The following is a 15,958-nucleotide window of genomic DNA, read 5'->3' as shown; positions in this document are numbered from 1 at the left end:
GCCAACCGCTTCGTCATCTTTCTGCAACCTCCCTGACTCATTCTTGCCGCACTTGTGTTTTCTGAAGGTGCCGCCGCCATGTTGCGTGCGCTCTCCCTGCTGCTTCTCTGGACCCTGGCGCCCCTGGCCCAGGCCACCCTCCCCGCGCCCCCCGAGGACGGTCTGGTGCTGCGCATCCAGGGCTCCAACACCATCGGCGCCAGCCTCGGCCCCGCTCTGGTCAAGGGCTGGCTGCTGGAACAGGGCCTGCACGGCGTGCATGACGCCGCCACCGGCAAGGACAACGAACAGCGGGTCCTGGCCACCACCGAGCAGGGGCGACGGGTGCGCGTGGAAGTCGCCGCCCATGGTTCCAGCACCGGTTTTGCCGCCCTCAAGGCCGGCACCGCCGACCTTGTCGCGTCGTCCCGGCCGATCAAGGACAGCGAACGCCAGGCCCTGGAAAACCTCGGCGACCTGAAAAGCCCAGACGCCGAACAGGTGATCGCCATCGATGGCGTGGCAATCATCCTGCACCCGCAGAACCCGCTGACCCGGCTCGATACCGCGACGCTGGCGCGGATCTTCAGCGGCGAAGTGAAAACCTGGGAGGAACTGGGCGGCATCGGCGGCCCGATTCATCTGTATGTCCGCGATGACCGGTCAGGTACCTGGGACACCTTCCGCGAACTGGTCCTGGCGCGACACGGCAAGGCCCTGGCCAGTGCGGCCAGGCGCTTCGAGTCCAGCGAGCAGTTGTCCGATGCGGTGAGCCAGGACCGTGCCGGCATCGGTTTCATCGGCCTGCCCTATGTGCGCCAGGCCAAGGCCGTGGCGATCGTGGATGGCGACTCGCAGCCGATGCTGCCGCTGGCCAGCCTGATCGCTACCGAGGACTATCCGCTGTCGCGCCGACTGTTCTTCTACCTGCCGCCGGACAGCGCCAATCCCTGGGCCCAGTCGCTGGTGCAATTCGCCCAGAGCCGGGCCGGCCAGGCGATCGTCGCCCGCAACGGTTTCATCGCGCAGAAGGTACAGGCCATGTCAGTGCAGGCCGGCGCGCAGATGCCCGCCGACTACCAGGCGCTGGCGAAACGGGCCCAGCGCCTGTCGGTGAATTTTCGCTTCGAGGAGGGCAGCGCCAGCCTGGACAACAAGGCCCGCCAGGATCTGCAGCGGGTACTCGATTACCTGCGCGAGCGCGGCAAGTTGAACGACCGGGTGACCCTGGTGGGATTCGGCGACGCCAAGAGCGACCCGCAGCGGGCACAACTGCTCTCAAGGCTGCGGGCAATGGCGGTGCGCCGGGAACTGCTCAAGGGTGGCGTGGTGTTGCGCGACATCCTCGGCTTCGGCGAACAGATGCCGGTGGCGGCCAATACCGCCGATGAAGGCCGGATCAAGAACCGCCGGGTGGAGGTGTGGGTCTACTGAAGACCTCGGGGCCCGGTTCGCGGATCAATCCTGCACCTGGGCGCAACGCGTCCCCTGGAGAGCCGGACTCATCCGCGAAAAAGGCGACGCGGTCTCAATGCCCGCTGCGCATCATCTCCCGCGGCACATACTTGCCGATCTCATACTTGCCTATCGCCGCCCGGTGCACCTCATCCGGCCCGTCGGCCAGGCGCAGGGTGCGCTGCATCGCATACATGTAGGCCAGCGGGAAATCATTCGAGACCCCCGCCCCGCCATGGATCTGGATCGCCCGGTCGATGACCTTCAAGGCCACGTTCGGCGCCACCACCTTGATCTGGGCAATCTCGCTTTTCGCCACCTTGTTGCCCACGGTATCCATCATGTACGCCGCCTTCAGGGTCAGCAGGCGGGCCATGTCGATCTCCATCCGCGAATCGGCGATCTTGTCGATATTGCCGCCCAGTCGCGCCAGCGGTTTGCCGAACGCGGTACGGTTGACCGAACGCCTGCACATCAGCTCCAGCGCGCGCTCGGCCATGCCGATCGAACGCATGCAGTGGTGAATCCGCCCCGGGCCCAGGCGCCCCTGGGCAATCTCGAAGCCACGGCCCTCACCCAGCAGCACGTTTTCGTAAGGCACCCGCACATTCTCGAACAGCACTTCGGCATGGCCATGCGGCGCATCGTCGTAACCGAACACCGGCAGCGGCCGGACAATCTTCACGCCGGGGGTATCGACCGGCACCAGAATCATCGAATGCTGCTGATGGCGCGGCGCATCCGGGTTGCTCAGGCCCATGAAGATCAAAATCTTGCAGCGCGGGTCGCAGGCACCCGACGTCCACCATTTCTTGCCGTTGATCACCCATTGGTCGCCGTCGCGTACCGCACGGGCGGCCATGTTGGTGGCATCGGAGGAAGCCACGTCGGGTTCGGTCATGGCGAACGCCGAGCGGATCTCGCCCCGCAGCAGCGGCTCCAGCCAGCGCTGCTTCTGCTCCTCATTGGCGTAACGCACCAACACTTCCATGTTGCCGGTATCCGGCGCCGAGCAGTTGAACGGCTCCGGCCCCAGGAGCGAGCGGCCCATGATTTCCGCCAGCGGCGCGTACTCCAGGTTGGTCAGCCCCGCGCCCAGTTCGGACTCCGGCAGGAACAGGTTCCACAGGCCCTCGGCACGGGCCTTGGCCTTGAGCTCCTCCATGATCGCGGTAGGCTGCCAGCGATCGCCCTCGGCGACCTGACGCTCGAACACCGGTTCGGCCGGATAGACATAGGTGTCCATGAACGCGGTGACACGCTCACGCAGTTCCTGGACCTTGGGCGAATAGGCGAAATCCATGGGCAGCTACCTTCTTGAACAGGTGGTTGGAGACATGGGATCGATGCTAGTACCGGCTACGAAAATTTACCAAAGCTATTCTCGGCGTGTATTAACATTCATCACCGATATATGATCGGCTGATCGAATACTGACAATAAGAGCGCCGCGAAATGAATCTGAGCAAGGTCGACCTCAATCTTTTCATCGTCTTCGACGCCATCTACACCGAAGCCAACCTGACCCGTGCCGGGCAGATCGTCGGCATCACCCAGCCGGCGGTGTCCAACGCCCTGGCGCGCCTGCGGGAAACCTTCAACGATCCGCTGTTCGTGCGTACCGCCCAGGGCATGGTGCCCACGCCGATGGCACAGAACATCATCGGTCCGGTCCGCAACGCCCTGTCGCTGCTGCGCACGTCGGTCCAGGAAAGCCGCATCTTCAACCCGCTGCAGGCGAACAAGACCTACCGCATCAGCATGACCGACCTCACCGAGGCGGTGATCCTGCCGCCGCTGTTCCAGCGCCTGCGCCGCCTGGCGCCGACCGTGGCGATCGAGAGTTTCCTGTCCAAGCGCCGCGAGACCACCAAGGAACTGGCCGCCGGCCGCATCGACTTCGCCGTCGACGCCCCGCTCAACACCGACCCGCAGGTGCGTCACGTACGCCTGATGGAAGACCACTACGTGTGCGCCATGCGCAAGGGCCACCCGCTGGCGGGCAAGGACAGGCTGGCCCTGGACGATTACCTGGGGCTGACCCACATCCATATTTCCAGCCGCCGCAACGGCCTCGGCTACGTCGACCTGGCCCTGGGCAAGATGGGCATCCAGCGCAAGATCGCCCTGCGCTCGCAGCATTACCTGATGGCCTCGCAGGTCCTGCAGCAGACCGACATGGTCATGACCGTGCCGGAGCGTTTCGCCCGCCGACACGAACTGCACTACTTCACGCTGCCGGTCAACGACGTGCCACCGGTGGAAACCCACCTCTACTGGCACGAAAGCACCGACCAGGACCCGGCCAACCGCTGGATGCGCGAGCAGATCATCGAACTCTGCCAGCAGGTCACCGCCCACGAGAAGAAGCTCGACAAGGCCTGAGCGACCATCGCCGCGCGACGGGCAGGCCCATGGCGAACGGGCTTGCCCGCCTTCAGCTTGACGTATACGTCAAGCCGCCTTTAGCTTAGGGCCACATGATCTTCTCCGAGCGCTTTCATGAGCAGCCAGACCTACAGCATCTCCGACCTCGCCCGCGAGCTCGACATCACCACCCGGGCCATCCGCTTCTACGAGGAACAGGGCATGCTCGCCCCCGAGCGCCGCGGCCTGGAGCGCGTCTACTCGGCCCGTGACAAGGTGACCCTGAAACTGATCCTGCGCGGCAAGCGCATCGGCTTTTCCCTCGCCGAGTGCCGCGAACTGATCGAGTTGTACGACCCTTGCGGCGGCAACCAGAAACAGCTCAACAGCATGCTGGCGAAAATCGCCGAACGCCGCGCGCAACTGGAACAGCAACTGCTGGACATCGAACAGATGCAACTGGAGCTCGACACCGCCGAAGAACGCTGCATCCAGGCGCTGGTCCAGACCGTCGAATAGATCGCCCCCTACCCTGTGGGGGCACCGGCCCACCACATTCCAGAAGGTACCCGCCCATGTCCCTACCCACCCACGTACGCCTGGTCGAAGTCGGTCCCCGCGACGGCCTGCAGAACGAAGCCCAGCCCATCAGCGTCGCCGACAAGGTGCGCCTGGTCGACCGCCTCACCGATGCCGGCCTGGACTACATCGAAGTCGGCAGTTTCGTCTCGCCCAAATGGGTACCACAGATGGCCGGCTCCGCCGAGGTCTTCGCCGGCATCCAGCGCAAGCCCGGCGTCACCTATGCCGCCCTGGCGCCGAACCTGCGCGGTTTCGAGGATGCCGTGGCCGCCGGGGTCAAAGAGGTGGCCGTGTTCGCCGCCGCATCCGAGGCCTTCTCCCAGCGCAACATCAACTGCTCCATCAGCGAAAGCCTTGAGCGCTTCACGCCGATCATGGACGCCGCCCGCCAGCACGGCGTGACCGTGCGCGGCTACGTCTCCTGCGTGCTGGGCTGCCCGTACGAAGGCGCGGTGGCCGCCGAGCAGGTCGCCGCGGTCGCCCGCGAGCTGTATGCCATGGGCTGCTACGAAGTGTCCCTGGGCGACACCATCGGCACCGGCACACCCGGCGCGACCCGACGGATGTTCGAAGTGGTGTCCGCCAGCGTCCCGCGGGAAAAGCTCGCCGGACATTTCCACGACACCTACGGTCAGGCCATGGCCAACCTCTACGCCAGCCTGCTCGAAGGCATCCAGGTGTTCGACAGCTCCATCGCCGGCCTCGGCGGTTGCCCCTATGCCAAAGGCGCCAGCGGTAACGTCGCCACCGAAGACGTGCTCTACATGCTCGACGGCCTGGGTATCGGCACCGGGGTCGACCTCGACCGGCTGCTGCTGGCCGGCCAGGAGATCTGCGCGGTACTGGGCCGTGCGACCGGTTCGCGGGTCGCCAGGGCGCGGCAGGCGGGCTGAGTGTGTCTGGGTGTTACCGGCTGGAAACACAAACGAGTAACACGGAAACAGATTCGGCGATTTTGCCGACGGACGATTGTCCTACAAAACAATCAAACCATTGATTTTAAAGGATTTTAAAAAGTTGGCACGCCACCTGCTATATCTCTGGCACAACAAGAACAAAAAAGCAGCGAACCCATAAAAATAAGACGTATCGGCTCTGACATAACAAGAACAACACGGCAGAGACGCAGCTAACAGATTCTTTTGAAGTCGGTGTGCTTTCAGGGAACCTCCGGGTCACCCGCAACCGGGCAGAGAACAATAAAACTACCTCAAGGTAGCGCCCGAACTGGTTGGATCTCCTGATAAGGCAGATCAGCGCTCAAAAAAATATGTTTGCTCTTTGACCCCGGATGGGGGTCGCCAAAAACAGCGGTCCAGGGCCACGGTCGACAAAAACAACAACAGGCCGCCCCTCAATAACAAGAAAAGAGCACGCAAACGCATTCAAGGGGAGCTTCGGCTCCCCTTCGTGTTTCTGCCATTTGCCCCCCCTGCCCGCAACCCACTCCCGCCTGCCCACTCCCCGCTCGTCATCCTGGCTCGATTGACAGTCAACGCCATCAGGTTTACGTTAACGTAAAGGTAAGCAAAACGCACAACTCCCCATAACAAAAGGCGACCCCATGAGCTATCCGACCCTGAACTTCGACCTCGGCGAAACCCTCGACATGCTCCGTGATCAGGTGCAGGGCTTCGTCGCCCAGGAACTGGCGCCGCGGGCCGCGCAGATCGACACGGACAACCTGTTTCCCGTCGACATGTGGCGCAAGTTCGGCGATATGGGGCTGCTGGGTATCACCGTAGCAGAGGAATACGGCGGTGCCGGCCTGGGTTACCTGGCCCACGTGGTGGCGATGGAAGAAATCAGCCGCGGTTCGGCCTCGGTCGCCCTCTCCTACGGCGCCCACTCCAACCTGTGTGTCAACCAGATCAACCGCAACGGCAATCACGCGCAGAAAACCAGGTACCTGCCCAAGCTGATCAGCGGCGAACATGTCGGCGCCCTGGCCATGAGCGAGCCCAACGCCGGTTCCGACGTGGTATCGATGAAACTGCGCGCCGACAGGCGCGGCGACCATTTCGTGCTCAACGGCAGCAAGACCTGGATCACCAACGGTCCCGACGCCAACACCTACGTGATCTACGCCAAGACCGACCTGGAAAAGGGTCCCCACGGCATCACCGCGTTCATCGTCGAACGCGACTGGAAGGGCTTCAGCCGCAGCAACAAGTTCGACAAGCTGGGCATGCGTGGCTCCAACACCTGCGAGCTGTTCTTCGATGATGTCGAAGTCCCCGAGGAAAACATCCTCGGTACCCTCAACGGCGGCGTGAAGGTGCTGATGAGCGGCCTGGACTACGAGCGCGTGGTACTGGCCGGCGGCCCGACCGGGATCATGCAGGCCTGCATGGACCTGGTGCTGCCCTACATCCACGACCGCAAGCAGTTCGGCCAGAGCATCGGTGAGTTCCAGCTGATCCAGGGCAAGGTCGCCGACATGTACACCCAGCTCAATGCCAGCCGCGCCTACCTGTATGCCGTGGCCCGCGCCTGCGAGCGCGGCGAGACCGCACGCAAGGACGCCGCCGGGGTGATCCTCTACACCGCCGAACGGGCAACCCAGATGGCCCTCGAGGCGATCCAGATCCTCGGTGGCAACGGCTACATCAACGAATTCCCTGCCGGCCGCCTGCTGCGTGACGCCAAACTCTATGAAATCGGCGCCGGCACCAGCGAAATCCGCCGGATGCTGATCGGCCGCGAACTGTTCAACGAAACCCGCTGAGGGGCGCGCACATGGCAATCCTGCACACGCAACTCAACCCGCGCTCGGCCGAGTTCGCCGATAACCGCGCGGTCATGCTCGAACAGGTCGACGCCCTGCGCACGCTACTCGCCCAGGTCCGCCAGGGTGGCGGGCCGAAGGCCCAGGAACGGCACACCTCACGCGGCAAACTGCTGCCCCGCGAGCGGATCAACCGCCTGCTCGACCCCGGCTCGCCGTTTCTGGAAATCAGCCAACTGGCGGCCCACGAGGTGTATGGCGAAGACGTCCCGGCCGCCGGAGTGATCGCCGGCATCGGCCGTGTCGAAGGGGTAGAGTGCATGATCGTGGCCAACGATGCCACGGTCAAAGGCGGCTCCTATTACCCGCTGACGGTGAAGAAACACCTGCGTGCCCAGGCCATCGCCCAGCAGAACCGTCTGCCATGCATCTACCTGGTGGACTCCGGCGGTGCCAACCTGCCACGCCAGGACGAAGTGTTCCCGGACCGCGAACACTTCGGGCGAATCTTCTTCAACCAGGCCAACATGAGTGCCCTGGGCATCCCGCAGATCGCCGTGGTCATGGGTTCCTGCACCGCCGGCGGCGCCTACGTGCCAGCGATGGCGGACGAAACCATCATGGTCCGCCAGCAGGCGACCATCTTTCTCGCCGGCCCGCCACTGGTGAAGGCCGCCACCGGTGAGGTGGTGAGCGCCGAGGACCTTGGCGGCGCCGACGTGCACTGCAAGGTCTCCGGTGTGGCCGACCACTATGCCGACAGCGACGAACATGCCCTGGCCCTGGCCCGGCGCAGCGTCGCCAACCTCAACTGGCGCAAGCTCGGCGAACTGCAGCAGCGCGCGCCGATCGCGCCGAACTACCCGGCCGACGAGCTGTACGGGGTGATTCCGGCCGATGCCAAGCAACCGTTCGACGTGCGCGAGGTGATCGCCCGGCTGGTGGACGGCTCGGTGCTCGACGAGTTCAAGGCGCTGTTCGGCACCACCCTGGTCTGCGGCTTCGCCCACCTGCACGGCTACCCGGTGGCGATCCTGGCGAACAACGGCATCCTCTTCGCCGAAGCCGCGCAGAAAGGCGCGCACTTCATCGAACTGGCCTGCCAGCGCGGCATCCCGCTGCTGTTCCTGCAGAACATCACCGGCTTCATGGTCGGCCAGAAATACGAGGCCGGCGGCATCGCCAAGCACGGCGCCAAGCTGGTCACCGCGGTGGCCTGCGCCAGGGTGCCGAAGTTCACCGTGATCATCGGCGGCAGCTTCGGCGCCGGCAACTATGGCATGTGCGGCCGGGCCTACGACCCACGCTTTCTGTGGATGTGGCCGAACGCGCGAATCGGCGTGATGGGTGCCGAACAGGCGGCGGGCGTGCTGGTACAGGTCAAGCGCGAACAGAGCGAGCGCAGCGGCCAGGCCTTCACGGCGCAGCAGGAGGCCGAGATCAGGCAACCGATCCTCGACCAGTACGAGCACCAGGGCCACCCCTACTACTCCAGCGCCCGCCTGTGGGATGACGGCGTGATCGATCCGGCACAGACCCGCGACATCCTCGGCCTGGCCCTCTCGGCGGCGCTCAATGCACCGATCGAGCCGAGCCGGTTCGGTGTGTTCCGCATGTAGGCCTGAATGCCTCCGAACCCTACATGTCCGGAGACTTGACACAACCCGGTAGGAGCCGGGCTTACCCGCGAAGCTTTTAGCGATCTCCCGGGCCTATTCGCGGGCAAGCCCGGCTCCTACAAAAGCGTGTGACGGCAGTCGCCCCCTAAACAAGGCTGCAGCCACGCAGCACAGGACCCATCACCATGACCGACTTCAACACCCTGGAACTGCACACCGACCCCCGCGGCTTCGCCACCCTCTGGCTCAACCGCGAAGCCAGGAACAATGCGTTCAACGCCGAAATGATCCGCGAACTGATCCTCGCCCTGGACCAGGTCCAGGCCAACGCCAGCCTGCGCTTCCTGCTGCTGCGGGCCCGCGGTCGGCACTTCAGCGCCGGCGCGGACCTGGCCTGGATGCAGCAATCGGCCGAGCTGGACTACCACACCAACCTCGACGATGCCCGCGAACTGGCGGAACTGATGTACAACCTCGCCCGCCTGAAAATCCCCACCCTTGCCGTGGTGCAGGGCGCGGCCTATGGCGGCGCCCTGGGCCTGATCAGTTGCTGTGACATGGCCATCGGTGCCGAGGATGCGCAGTTCTGCCTGTCGGAAGTGCGCATCGGCCTGGCCCCGGCGGTGATCAGCCCGTTCGTGGTCCAGGCCATCGGCGAACGCGCCACCCGCCGCTACGCCCTCACCGCCGAACGCTTCAGTGGCCTGCGCGCCCGCGAACTCGGTCTGTTGGCCGAATGCTATCCGGCTGGCGAACTGGACCAGCAGGTCGGGACCTGGGTCGACAACCTGCTGCAAAACAGCCCGCAGGCGATGCGGGTGAGCAAGGACCTGCTGCGCGAAGTCGGCAGTGGTGCCCTCACCCCGTCCCTGCGCCGCTACTGCGAAAATGCGATTGCCCGCATCCGCGTCAGCCCCGAGGGCCAGGAGGGCCTGCGCGCCTTTCTGCAAAAGCGCCCGCCGGCCTGGCAGAGCGGATCTACCAAGGAGTCCAATTGATGAGTGCCCCCGTGATCACCACCCTGCTGGTCGCCAACCGGGGCGAAATCGCCTGCCGGGTGATGCGTACCGCCAAGGCCATGGGCCTGACCACCGTCGCCGTGCACAGTGCCATCGACCGTGACGCCCGCCACAGCCGCGAAGCCGATATCCGCGTCGACCTGGGCGGCAGCAAGGCCGCCGAAAGCTACCTGCGGATCGACAAGTTGATCGCCGCCGCCCAGGCCAGTGGTGCCCAGGCGATTCACCCCGGCTATGGTTTCCTCTCGGAAAACGCCGACTTCGCCCGCGCCGTCGAAGCCGCCGGGCTGGTCTTGCTCGGCCCCCCTGCCACGGCCATCGACGCCATGGGCAGCAAGTCCGCCGCCAAGGCGCTGATGGAAACCGCCGGCGTGCCACTGGTTCCCGGCTACCACGGCGAAGCCCAGGACCTGGAAACCTTCCGCGAGGCCGCCGCGCGCATCGGCTACCCGGTGCTGCTCAAGGCCACCGCCGGCGGTGGTGGCAAGGGCATGAAAGTGGTCGAGGAGCCCGGCCAGCTGGCCGAAGCCCTGGCCTCGGCGCAACGCGAAGCGCAATCGTCGTTCGGCGACTCGCGGATGCTGGTGGAAAAGTACCTGCTCAAGCCACGCCACGTGGAAATCCAGGTGTTCGCCGACCGTCACGGCAATTGCCTGTACCTCAACGAACGCGACTGCTCGATCCAGCGCCGCCACCAGAAGGTCGTCGAGGAAGCCCCCGCACCCGGCCTCAGCCCGGCGTTGCGCCAGGCCATGGGAGAAGCCGCGGTTCGCGCCGCACAGGCCATCGGCTACGTCGGTGCCGGCACCGTGGAATTCCTGCTGGATTCACGCGGCGAGTTCTTCTTCATGGAGATGAATACGCGCCTGCAGGTCGAGCACCCGGTCACCGAAGCCATCACCGGCCTCGACCTGGTGGCCTGGCAGATCCGCGTGGCCAGCGGCGAAGTCCTGCCGATCAGCCAGCAGGACGTACCGCTGCTGGGCCATGCCATCGAAGTGCGACTGTATGCCGAAGACCCGGGCAACGACTTCCTCCCGGCCACCGGACGCCTGGAGGTCTACCGTGAATCGGCGGCCGGACCGGGCCGCCGCGTCGACAGCGGCGTAGCCGAGGGCGACAGTATCTCGCCGTTCTACGACCCGATGCTGGGCAAGCTGATCGCCTGGGGCGAAAGCCGCGAGCAGGCGCGCCTGCGTCTGCTGGCGATGCTCGATGAATTCGCGGTTGGCGGGCTCAAGAGCAACGTCGCGTTCCTGCGGCGGATCATCGGTCACCCGGCGTTTGCCGCGGCGGAACTGGATACCGGCTTCATCCCTCGTTACCAGGAGCAACTGCTGCCGCCAGCAGAGCCATTGAGCGACGAGTTCTGGCAGGTGGCGGCCCGGGCCTGGGTCCTGAGCCTGCCCGAGACCCGCCGCGAGGACGACCCGGCCTCGCCCTGGTCCGGGCGCAACGGTTTGCGCGCCGGGCTGCCGAGCGAAACCGTGGTGCACCTGAGCTGCCGCAACGAGGATCGGGCGGTGACGCTGGCAGAGGACTTGGCCATCACCTTGCAGGGCGAAACACTGTCCATCGAGCACCAGGGCGTAGGCCAGCGTCATCGGCTGATTCGCCAGGGCACCGAGTTGTACCTGCAGTGGCAGGGTGAACTGCTGGCGATCAGCGCGTTCGACCCGATCGCTGCGGTCGAGGCCAGCCACGGCCACCAGGGCGGCCTCACGGCGCCGATGAATGGCAGTATCGTGCGGATCCTGGTGGAGGTCGGCCAGGCGGTCGAGGCGGGTACGCAATTGGTGGTGCTCGAAGCCATGAAGATGGAACACAGCATCCGCGCGCCCCAGGCCGGAGTGATCAAGGCGCTGTATTGCCAGGAAGGCGAGATGGTTGCCGAGGGCAGTGCGCTGGTGGAGCTGGAATAAGGCACCTACCCAACACATACGCCAACCCTGTAGGAGCGTGGCTTGCCCGCGAAGCTTTTAGCGAGCTTTCGGGCCCATTCGCGGGCAAGCCCTGCTCCTACAGAAGTAACCGCCTGAAGATCCGTGTAAAACCATCAGAACTTCGCTGTTGCCTGTACGACTACACCGATAATGCTGTAGTCGTCGGTAAACAGGATTTTCGGATACGTCGGATTCAACGGCTTCAGGTAATCCTGGCCCCCCTCCTGCACCCACTGCCGGAAGATCGCTTCCTCACTGTCGCGCAGTCGGGCCACCACCAACTTGCCCGGTTCGGCCTGCAGATCAGGGTCCACCAGGATCAGCATGCCTTCCGGCACGCTGATGCCCAGCGGCGCGGTCATCGCATCACCCGCCACCTTCAGCCAGAAAGCCGCGCCCGAGGCGTAGTGATCGGCCACTTCGTAGTACTGCGCGACCTCGTCATCGGTCCCCGGCTCACGGGTTCTCACCACCGAGCGCCAGTCACTGACCGGGTAGCGGAACGCCGACGTGGTGTCGTAGGCCTGCCCATCACGCTCGGCAGGCAACTGTACCGCCACCGAACGGTCGCGGATCACCAGCGCGACTTCCAGATGCCCAAGCCCCAGGGCCAGGAACACCTTGTTCATGGTTTCCAGGTCCGGCTGGCGGCGCTTGTTCAACCAATGACCGACACCGCCCTGGGATACCCCAACGCGTTCTCCGAGTTTTTCTTGCGTGAGGTCAAGCTCGCGCAGCTTGGCTCTCACCAGTGCAATCCATTTATCCATGGACGGCACAATACGGGCTGTACTCGGGGGATCAATACACAAAATGTATTATATCCAACAAGCGAATGAGTACAGTTGGTACTAATCTGCACCTGCTGTTTCGAATTCCCCCTCAAAGGCAGGCTCTCCATGACTTCCAGCACCAAGACCAAGACCGAGATCGACACCACGCCCCCCTACGATTCGCTCAGGGACGGGCCCGCTGCCCGACGGGCGCTCGACTATTATTTGAAACCAACCGTTTCAAGCTCGATTGCCGAGGGCAATCCGCGCCGTGTCTGTGAAGACCGGCTGTTCGCCGTACGCCACAACCTCAGCGCCGAAGAGGCGATGATCTATGCCTCCGACCTGCTGCGCTGCGCCGCCGCCACCGCGTATGAAGCAGCCGACGCCCTGCAGGGCTCTTCCCGCGATCTGGCCTTTTCGGTGGTGCACATGATCGACATGGCCAAAGCCATGGTCGACCGCGCCATGAATGTGCAATACCCGGCGCCATAACGCGCGTGCACGGTAACGACGGCCGATACAGGGCCGATGACAGAGGAACATCGAAGTCTGGAGAGAGGGCTGGAAAAATAATTTCCAGAAGAGACAGAAAAACATTTGACTTGCAAATGATAATGATTATTATTGCAAGCAACTGGTCGCGAGATCAGTCGATAACCCTGGAGACCTTAGGTCGGACTCCTGGATTATCTCCTCATCAGGCTAATCACGGTTTTTGACCCGGCTTTTTGCCGGGTCTTTTTTTGCACCCGTTTTACGGGTTCGGCTTCAGGCTAATGAAGACTGGGGCGCTGCCATCTTGATGGGGCAGTCGCGATGGCGCGCATAATAGCAAAGGACCATCAGCCAATGAAAGACCGCCAGCCCCGATAATCGATCGGAAAAAAACCTGAAGTACTTGAGAATCAATATCATAAACACTACCCTGACCCAGCGTCAGGGACGACGCCCCCTTCCCCCGCATCAAATCCGACATGCCTCGGCCAATAGCCGCTTGCCGTGTACAGTAGCAACCACAAGACATCATATTCAGGTACACAGACTATGACCGTGGTTCTGCCCTCACTCAAAATCAGCAGTGACTTCGACAGTGGCAACATCCAGGTGCTGGACGCCAGCAACCCGCAACACCTGCTGCTGGCCATCGAGCCGGACACCCGCAGCCAGCACTTCCAGTGGTTCCACTTCAAGGTCGAGGGCCTGCAACTTGGCCAGTCCTATACCTTCGAACTGACCAACGCCAGCCAGTCCTCCTACAACAAGGCCTGGACCGGCTATCGCGCCGCCGCCTCCCACGATCACCAGGACTGGTTTCGTACCGACACGCGCTTCGACGGCGAAAGCCTGCACATCCAGTTCCAGGCGAAACAGCCACAGGCCTGGTTCGCCTACTTCGAACCCTACAGCCGCGAGCGGCATGACAGGCTGGTCGAACAGGCCCTGACCCACGCCGGCAGCGAACTGCTGGCCATCGGCAAGAGCGCCGAAGGCCGGGACATCCAGCTGCTGCGCAAGGGCAACGGCGACGCGGGCAAGCGCAAGGTCTGGCTGATCGCCCAGCAGCACCCCGGCGAACACATGGCCGAATGGTTCATGGAGGGCGTGATCGAACGCCTGCAGAACCGCGACGATTCAGAGATGAACGCCCTGCTGGCCGCCGCCGACCTGTACCTGGTGCCGAACATGAATCCCGACGGCGCATTCCACGGCCACCTGCGCACCAACGCCATGGGCCAGGACCTCAACCGCGCGTGGCAGAACGCCAGCCCGGAAATCAGCCCGGAAGTGTTCTTCGTCCAGCAGCAGATGGCCCAGTATGGCGTGGACCTGTTTCTCGACATTCATGGCGATGAAGAGATTCCCTATGTGTTCACCGCCGGCTGCGAGGGCAACCCGGGCTACACCCCACGGATCGCCGAGCTGGAACAGCATTTTCGTAGCCACCTGAGTGCCCTCACCCGGGACTTCCAGACCACCCACGGCTACACCCGCGACCTGCCCGGCGAAGCCAACATGACCCTGGCCTGCAACAGCGTCGGCCAGCAATACGACTGCCTGTCGCTGACCCTGGAAATGCCTTTCAAGGACAACGACGACGCCCCGGACGCCCGTACCGGCTGGTCGGGCAAACGCTCGGCACAACTGGGCAAGGATGTGCTGAGCAGCATCGCCAATATCGTCGGGCGCCTGCGCTAGCGCTGGAACTGTTTACCTGGCGCGGCCCTCGAACTCTGGAAGCCGCCCTTGCGGGAGCCGGCTTGCCGACTCCCGCAAAAGGCCACAGCAAGAGAGCCCATCGTGGGCCGCCGTACCGGACAAGGATTGCTCATGACTGCCCTCACCTCCCACGCCCCTACCCGACCGGGGCGCCTGGAACAGATGTCGACCCGCATCGCCTTCTTCATCGCCGGCTTCGGCGTCGCCGCCTGGGCCCCGCTGGTGCCCTATGCCAAGGCCCGCACCGGGCTCGACGAAGGTACCCTCGGCCTGTTGCTGTTGTGCCTCGGCGTCGGTTCGATCATCGCCATGCCGCTGGCCGGTGCCCTGGCCGGGCGCTTCGGCTGCCGCCGCGTGCTGACCATCGGCACGTTGCTGATCTGCGCCGCCCTGCCGCTGCTGGCGACCGTCAGCTCGGTGCCCTGGCTGGTGATCAGCCTGTTCCTGTTCGGCGCCGGGCTCGGCACGGTGGACTCCACCGTCAACCTGCAGGCGGTGATCGTCGAGCGGGCCAGCGGCAAGACCATGATGTCGGGCTTTCATGGCCTGTTCAGTCTCGGCGGCATCGCCGGTGCGGCCGGGGTCAGCGCCCTGCTCGGCCTGGGCCTGTCACCGCTGGGTGCCATCGGCGTGGTCATCCTGTTCCTGCTGCTGTCGCTGCTCAAGGCCGCCCCCACCTGCTGCCCTATGGCAGTGAGAGCACTGGCCCGGCCTTCGCCGTACCCCACGGCGTGGTGCTGTTCATCGGCCTGCTGTGCTTTATCGTGTTCCTCGCCGAGGGGGCGATGCTGGACTGGAGCGCGGTGTTCCTCAGCGCCGAGCGCCAGGTACCGGACGCCTATGCCGGGCTCGGCTATGCCGCCTTCGCCCTGACCATGACGCTCGGCCGGCTGACCGGCGATGCCATCGTCCGGCGCCTGGGGGCGAAACGGGTGATCGTGCTGGGCGGCATCACCGCGGCCACCGGACTGGCCCTGGCCACCCTGACCCCGGCCTGGGAAGCGGCGCTGGTCGGTTATGCCCTGGTCGGTGCCGGCTGTTCGAACATCGTGCCGGTGCTGTACACCGCCGTGGGCAAGCAGAAGGTCATGCCGGAAAGTATCGCCGTGCCGGCGATCACCACCCTGGGCTATGCGGGAATCCTGGCGGGGCCGGCGGCGATCGGCTTCATCGCCCACGCCAGCAGCCTGAACCTGGCGTTCCTGCTGATTGCGCTGATGCTGGTGGGCGTGGCGATCAGCGGCAGGATCCTGCGGGTCTGAAGTTTTCCTAT

General features: G+C 64.3%; 12 protein-coding genes and 1 pseudogene. 11 read left to right on the top strand and 2 right to left on the bottom strand.

All coding sequences use genetic code 11. The features are described from left to right. The first annotated feature begins 78 nt into the window (after positions 1-78). Positions 79-1,413 (top strand): substrate-binding domain-containing protein, encoded by a 1,335-nt coding sequence (locus tag ACM62G_RS21960; protein WP_054062822.1) that lies wholly within the window; start codon positions 79-81, stop codon positions 1,411-1,413. 94 nt (positions 1,414-1,507) lie between these two features. Here ACM62G_RS21960 and ACM62G_RS21955 read toward each other — a convergent pair whose 3' ends face one another. Further along, positions 1,508-2,737, bottom strand: coding sequence for an acyl-CoA dehydrogenase (locus ACM62G_RS21955; RefSeq protein WP_054060325.1), 1,230 nt, complete (start codon positions 2,735-2,737; stop codon positions 1,508-1,510). Positions 2,738-2,889: 152 nt separating this feature from the next. On the opposite strand from ACM62G_RS21955, the gene ACM62G_RS21950 reads away from it, so the two are divergent. The 7 genes from ACM62G_RS21950 (at position 2,890) to ACM62G_RS21920 (ending at position 11,671) form a co-directional block, all read left to right on the top strand. Further along, positions 2,890-3,819 (top strand): LysR family transcriptional regulator, encoded by a 930-nt coding sequence (locus ACM62G_RS21950; RefSeq protein ID WP_054060326.1) that lies wholly within the window; start codon positions 2,890-2,892, stop codon positions 3,817-3,819. A 117-nt stretch (positions 3,820-3,936) separates the two neighbouring features. Continuing rightward, positions 3,937-4,320: a MerR family transcriptional regulator gene (locus tag ACM62G_RS21945; RefSeq protein ID WP_419735548.1), complete on the top strand. Its 384-nt coding sequence runs from the start codon at positions 3,937-3,939 to the stop codon at positions 4,318-4,320. A 56-nt stretch (positions 4,321-4,376) separates the two neighbouring features. Further along, positions 4,377-5,276 carry a hydroxymethylglutaryl-CoA lyase gene (locus ACM62G_RS21940; protein WP_054060328.1) on the top strand — a complete coding sequence of 300 codons (900 nt, stop codon included), beginning with the start codon at positions 4,377-4,379 and terminating at the stop codon, positions 5,274-5,276. A gap of 671 nt (positions 5,277-5,947) precedes the next feature. Beyond that, complete coding sequence (locus ACM62G_RS21935) at positions 5,948-7,111, top strand: isovaleryl-CoA dehydrogenase (RefSeq protein WP_054060329.1); 1,164 nt, start codon at positions 5,948-5,950, stop codon at positions 7,109-7,111. Positions 7,112-7,122: 11 nt separating this feature from the next. Beyond that, positions 7,123-8,730: a carboxyl transferase domain-containing protein gene (locus ACM62G_RS21930; protein WP_054060330.1), complete on the top strand. Its 1,608-nt coding sequence runs from the start codon at positions 7,123-7,125 to the stop codon at positions 8,728-8,730. A 185-nt stretch (positions 8,731-8,915) separates the two neighbouring features. Continuing rightward, complete coding sequence (locus ACM62G_RS21925; protein WP_054060331.1) at positions 8,916-9,728, top strand: gamma-carboxygeranoyl-CoA hydratase; 813 nt, start codon at positions 8,916-8,918, stop codon at positions 9,726-9,728. Beyond that, entirely contained in the window at positions 9,728-11,671 is a 1,944-nt protein-coding gene (locus ACM62G_RS21920) for an acetyl/propionyl/methylcrotonyl-CoA carboxylase subunit alpha (protein ID WP_419735547.1), read from the top strand. The genes ACM62G_RS21925 and ACM62G_RS21920 overlap by 1 nt, the downstream gene beginning before the upstream one ends. Before the next feature lie 134 nt (positions 11,672-11,805). Here the strand turns inward: ACM62G_RS21920 and ACM62G_RS21915 are convergent, their stop codons facing one another. After that, a complete protein-coding gene (locus ACM62G_RS21915; RefSeq protein ID WP_054060333.1) occupies positions 11,806-12,462 on the bottom strand; it encodes a LexA family protein in 657 nt (218 codons plus the stop codon). 129 nt (positions 12,463-12,591) lie between these two features. Here ACM62G_RS21915 and ACM62G_RS21910 point away from each other — a divergent pair, with 129 nt between their 5' ends. The 3 genes and pseudogenes from ACM62G_RS21910 (at position 12,592) to ACM62G_RS21900 (ending at position 15,947) form a co-directional block, all read left to right on the top strand. Then, positions 12,592-12,960 (top strand): DUF6124 family protein, encoded by a 369-nt coding sequence (locus ACM62G_RS21910; protein WP_054062827.1) that lies wholly within the window; start codon positions 12,592-12,594, stop codon positions 12,958-12,960. Between the two features lie 552 nt (positions 12,961-13,512). After that, positions 13,513-14,664, top strand: a complete 1,152-nt coding sequence (locus tag ACM62G_RS21905) for a M14 family metallopeptidase (RefSeq protein ID WP_419735546.1) — start codon at positions 13,513-13,515, stop codon at positions 14,662-14,664. Positions 14,665-14,796: 132 nt separating this feature from the next. Further along, positions 14,797-15,947 (top strand): annotated as a pseudogene (locus ACM62G_RS21900) (MFS transporter). Positions 15,948-15,958 lie beyond the last annotated feature (11 nt).

The sequence above is a fragment of the Pseudomonas sp. COR18 genome (assembly GCF_048568395.1).
In the GTDB taxonomy this organism is placed as follows: domain Bacteria; phylum Pseudomonadota; class Gammaproteobacteria; order Pseudomonadales; family Pseudomonadaceae; genus Aquipseudomonas; species Aquipseudomonas fuscovaginae_B.
The sequence above is the reverse complement of the archived record's forward strand: the minus strand, read 5'-3'. Positions and strand labels throughout refer to the sequence as shown.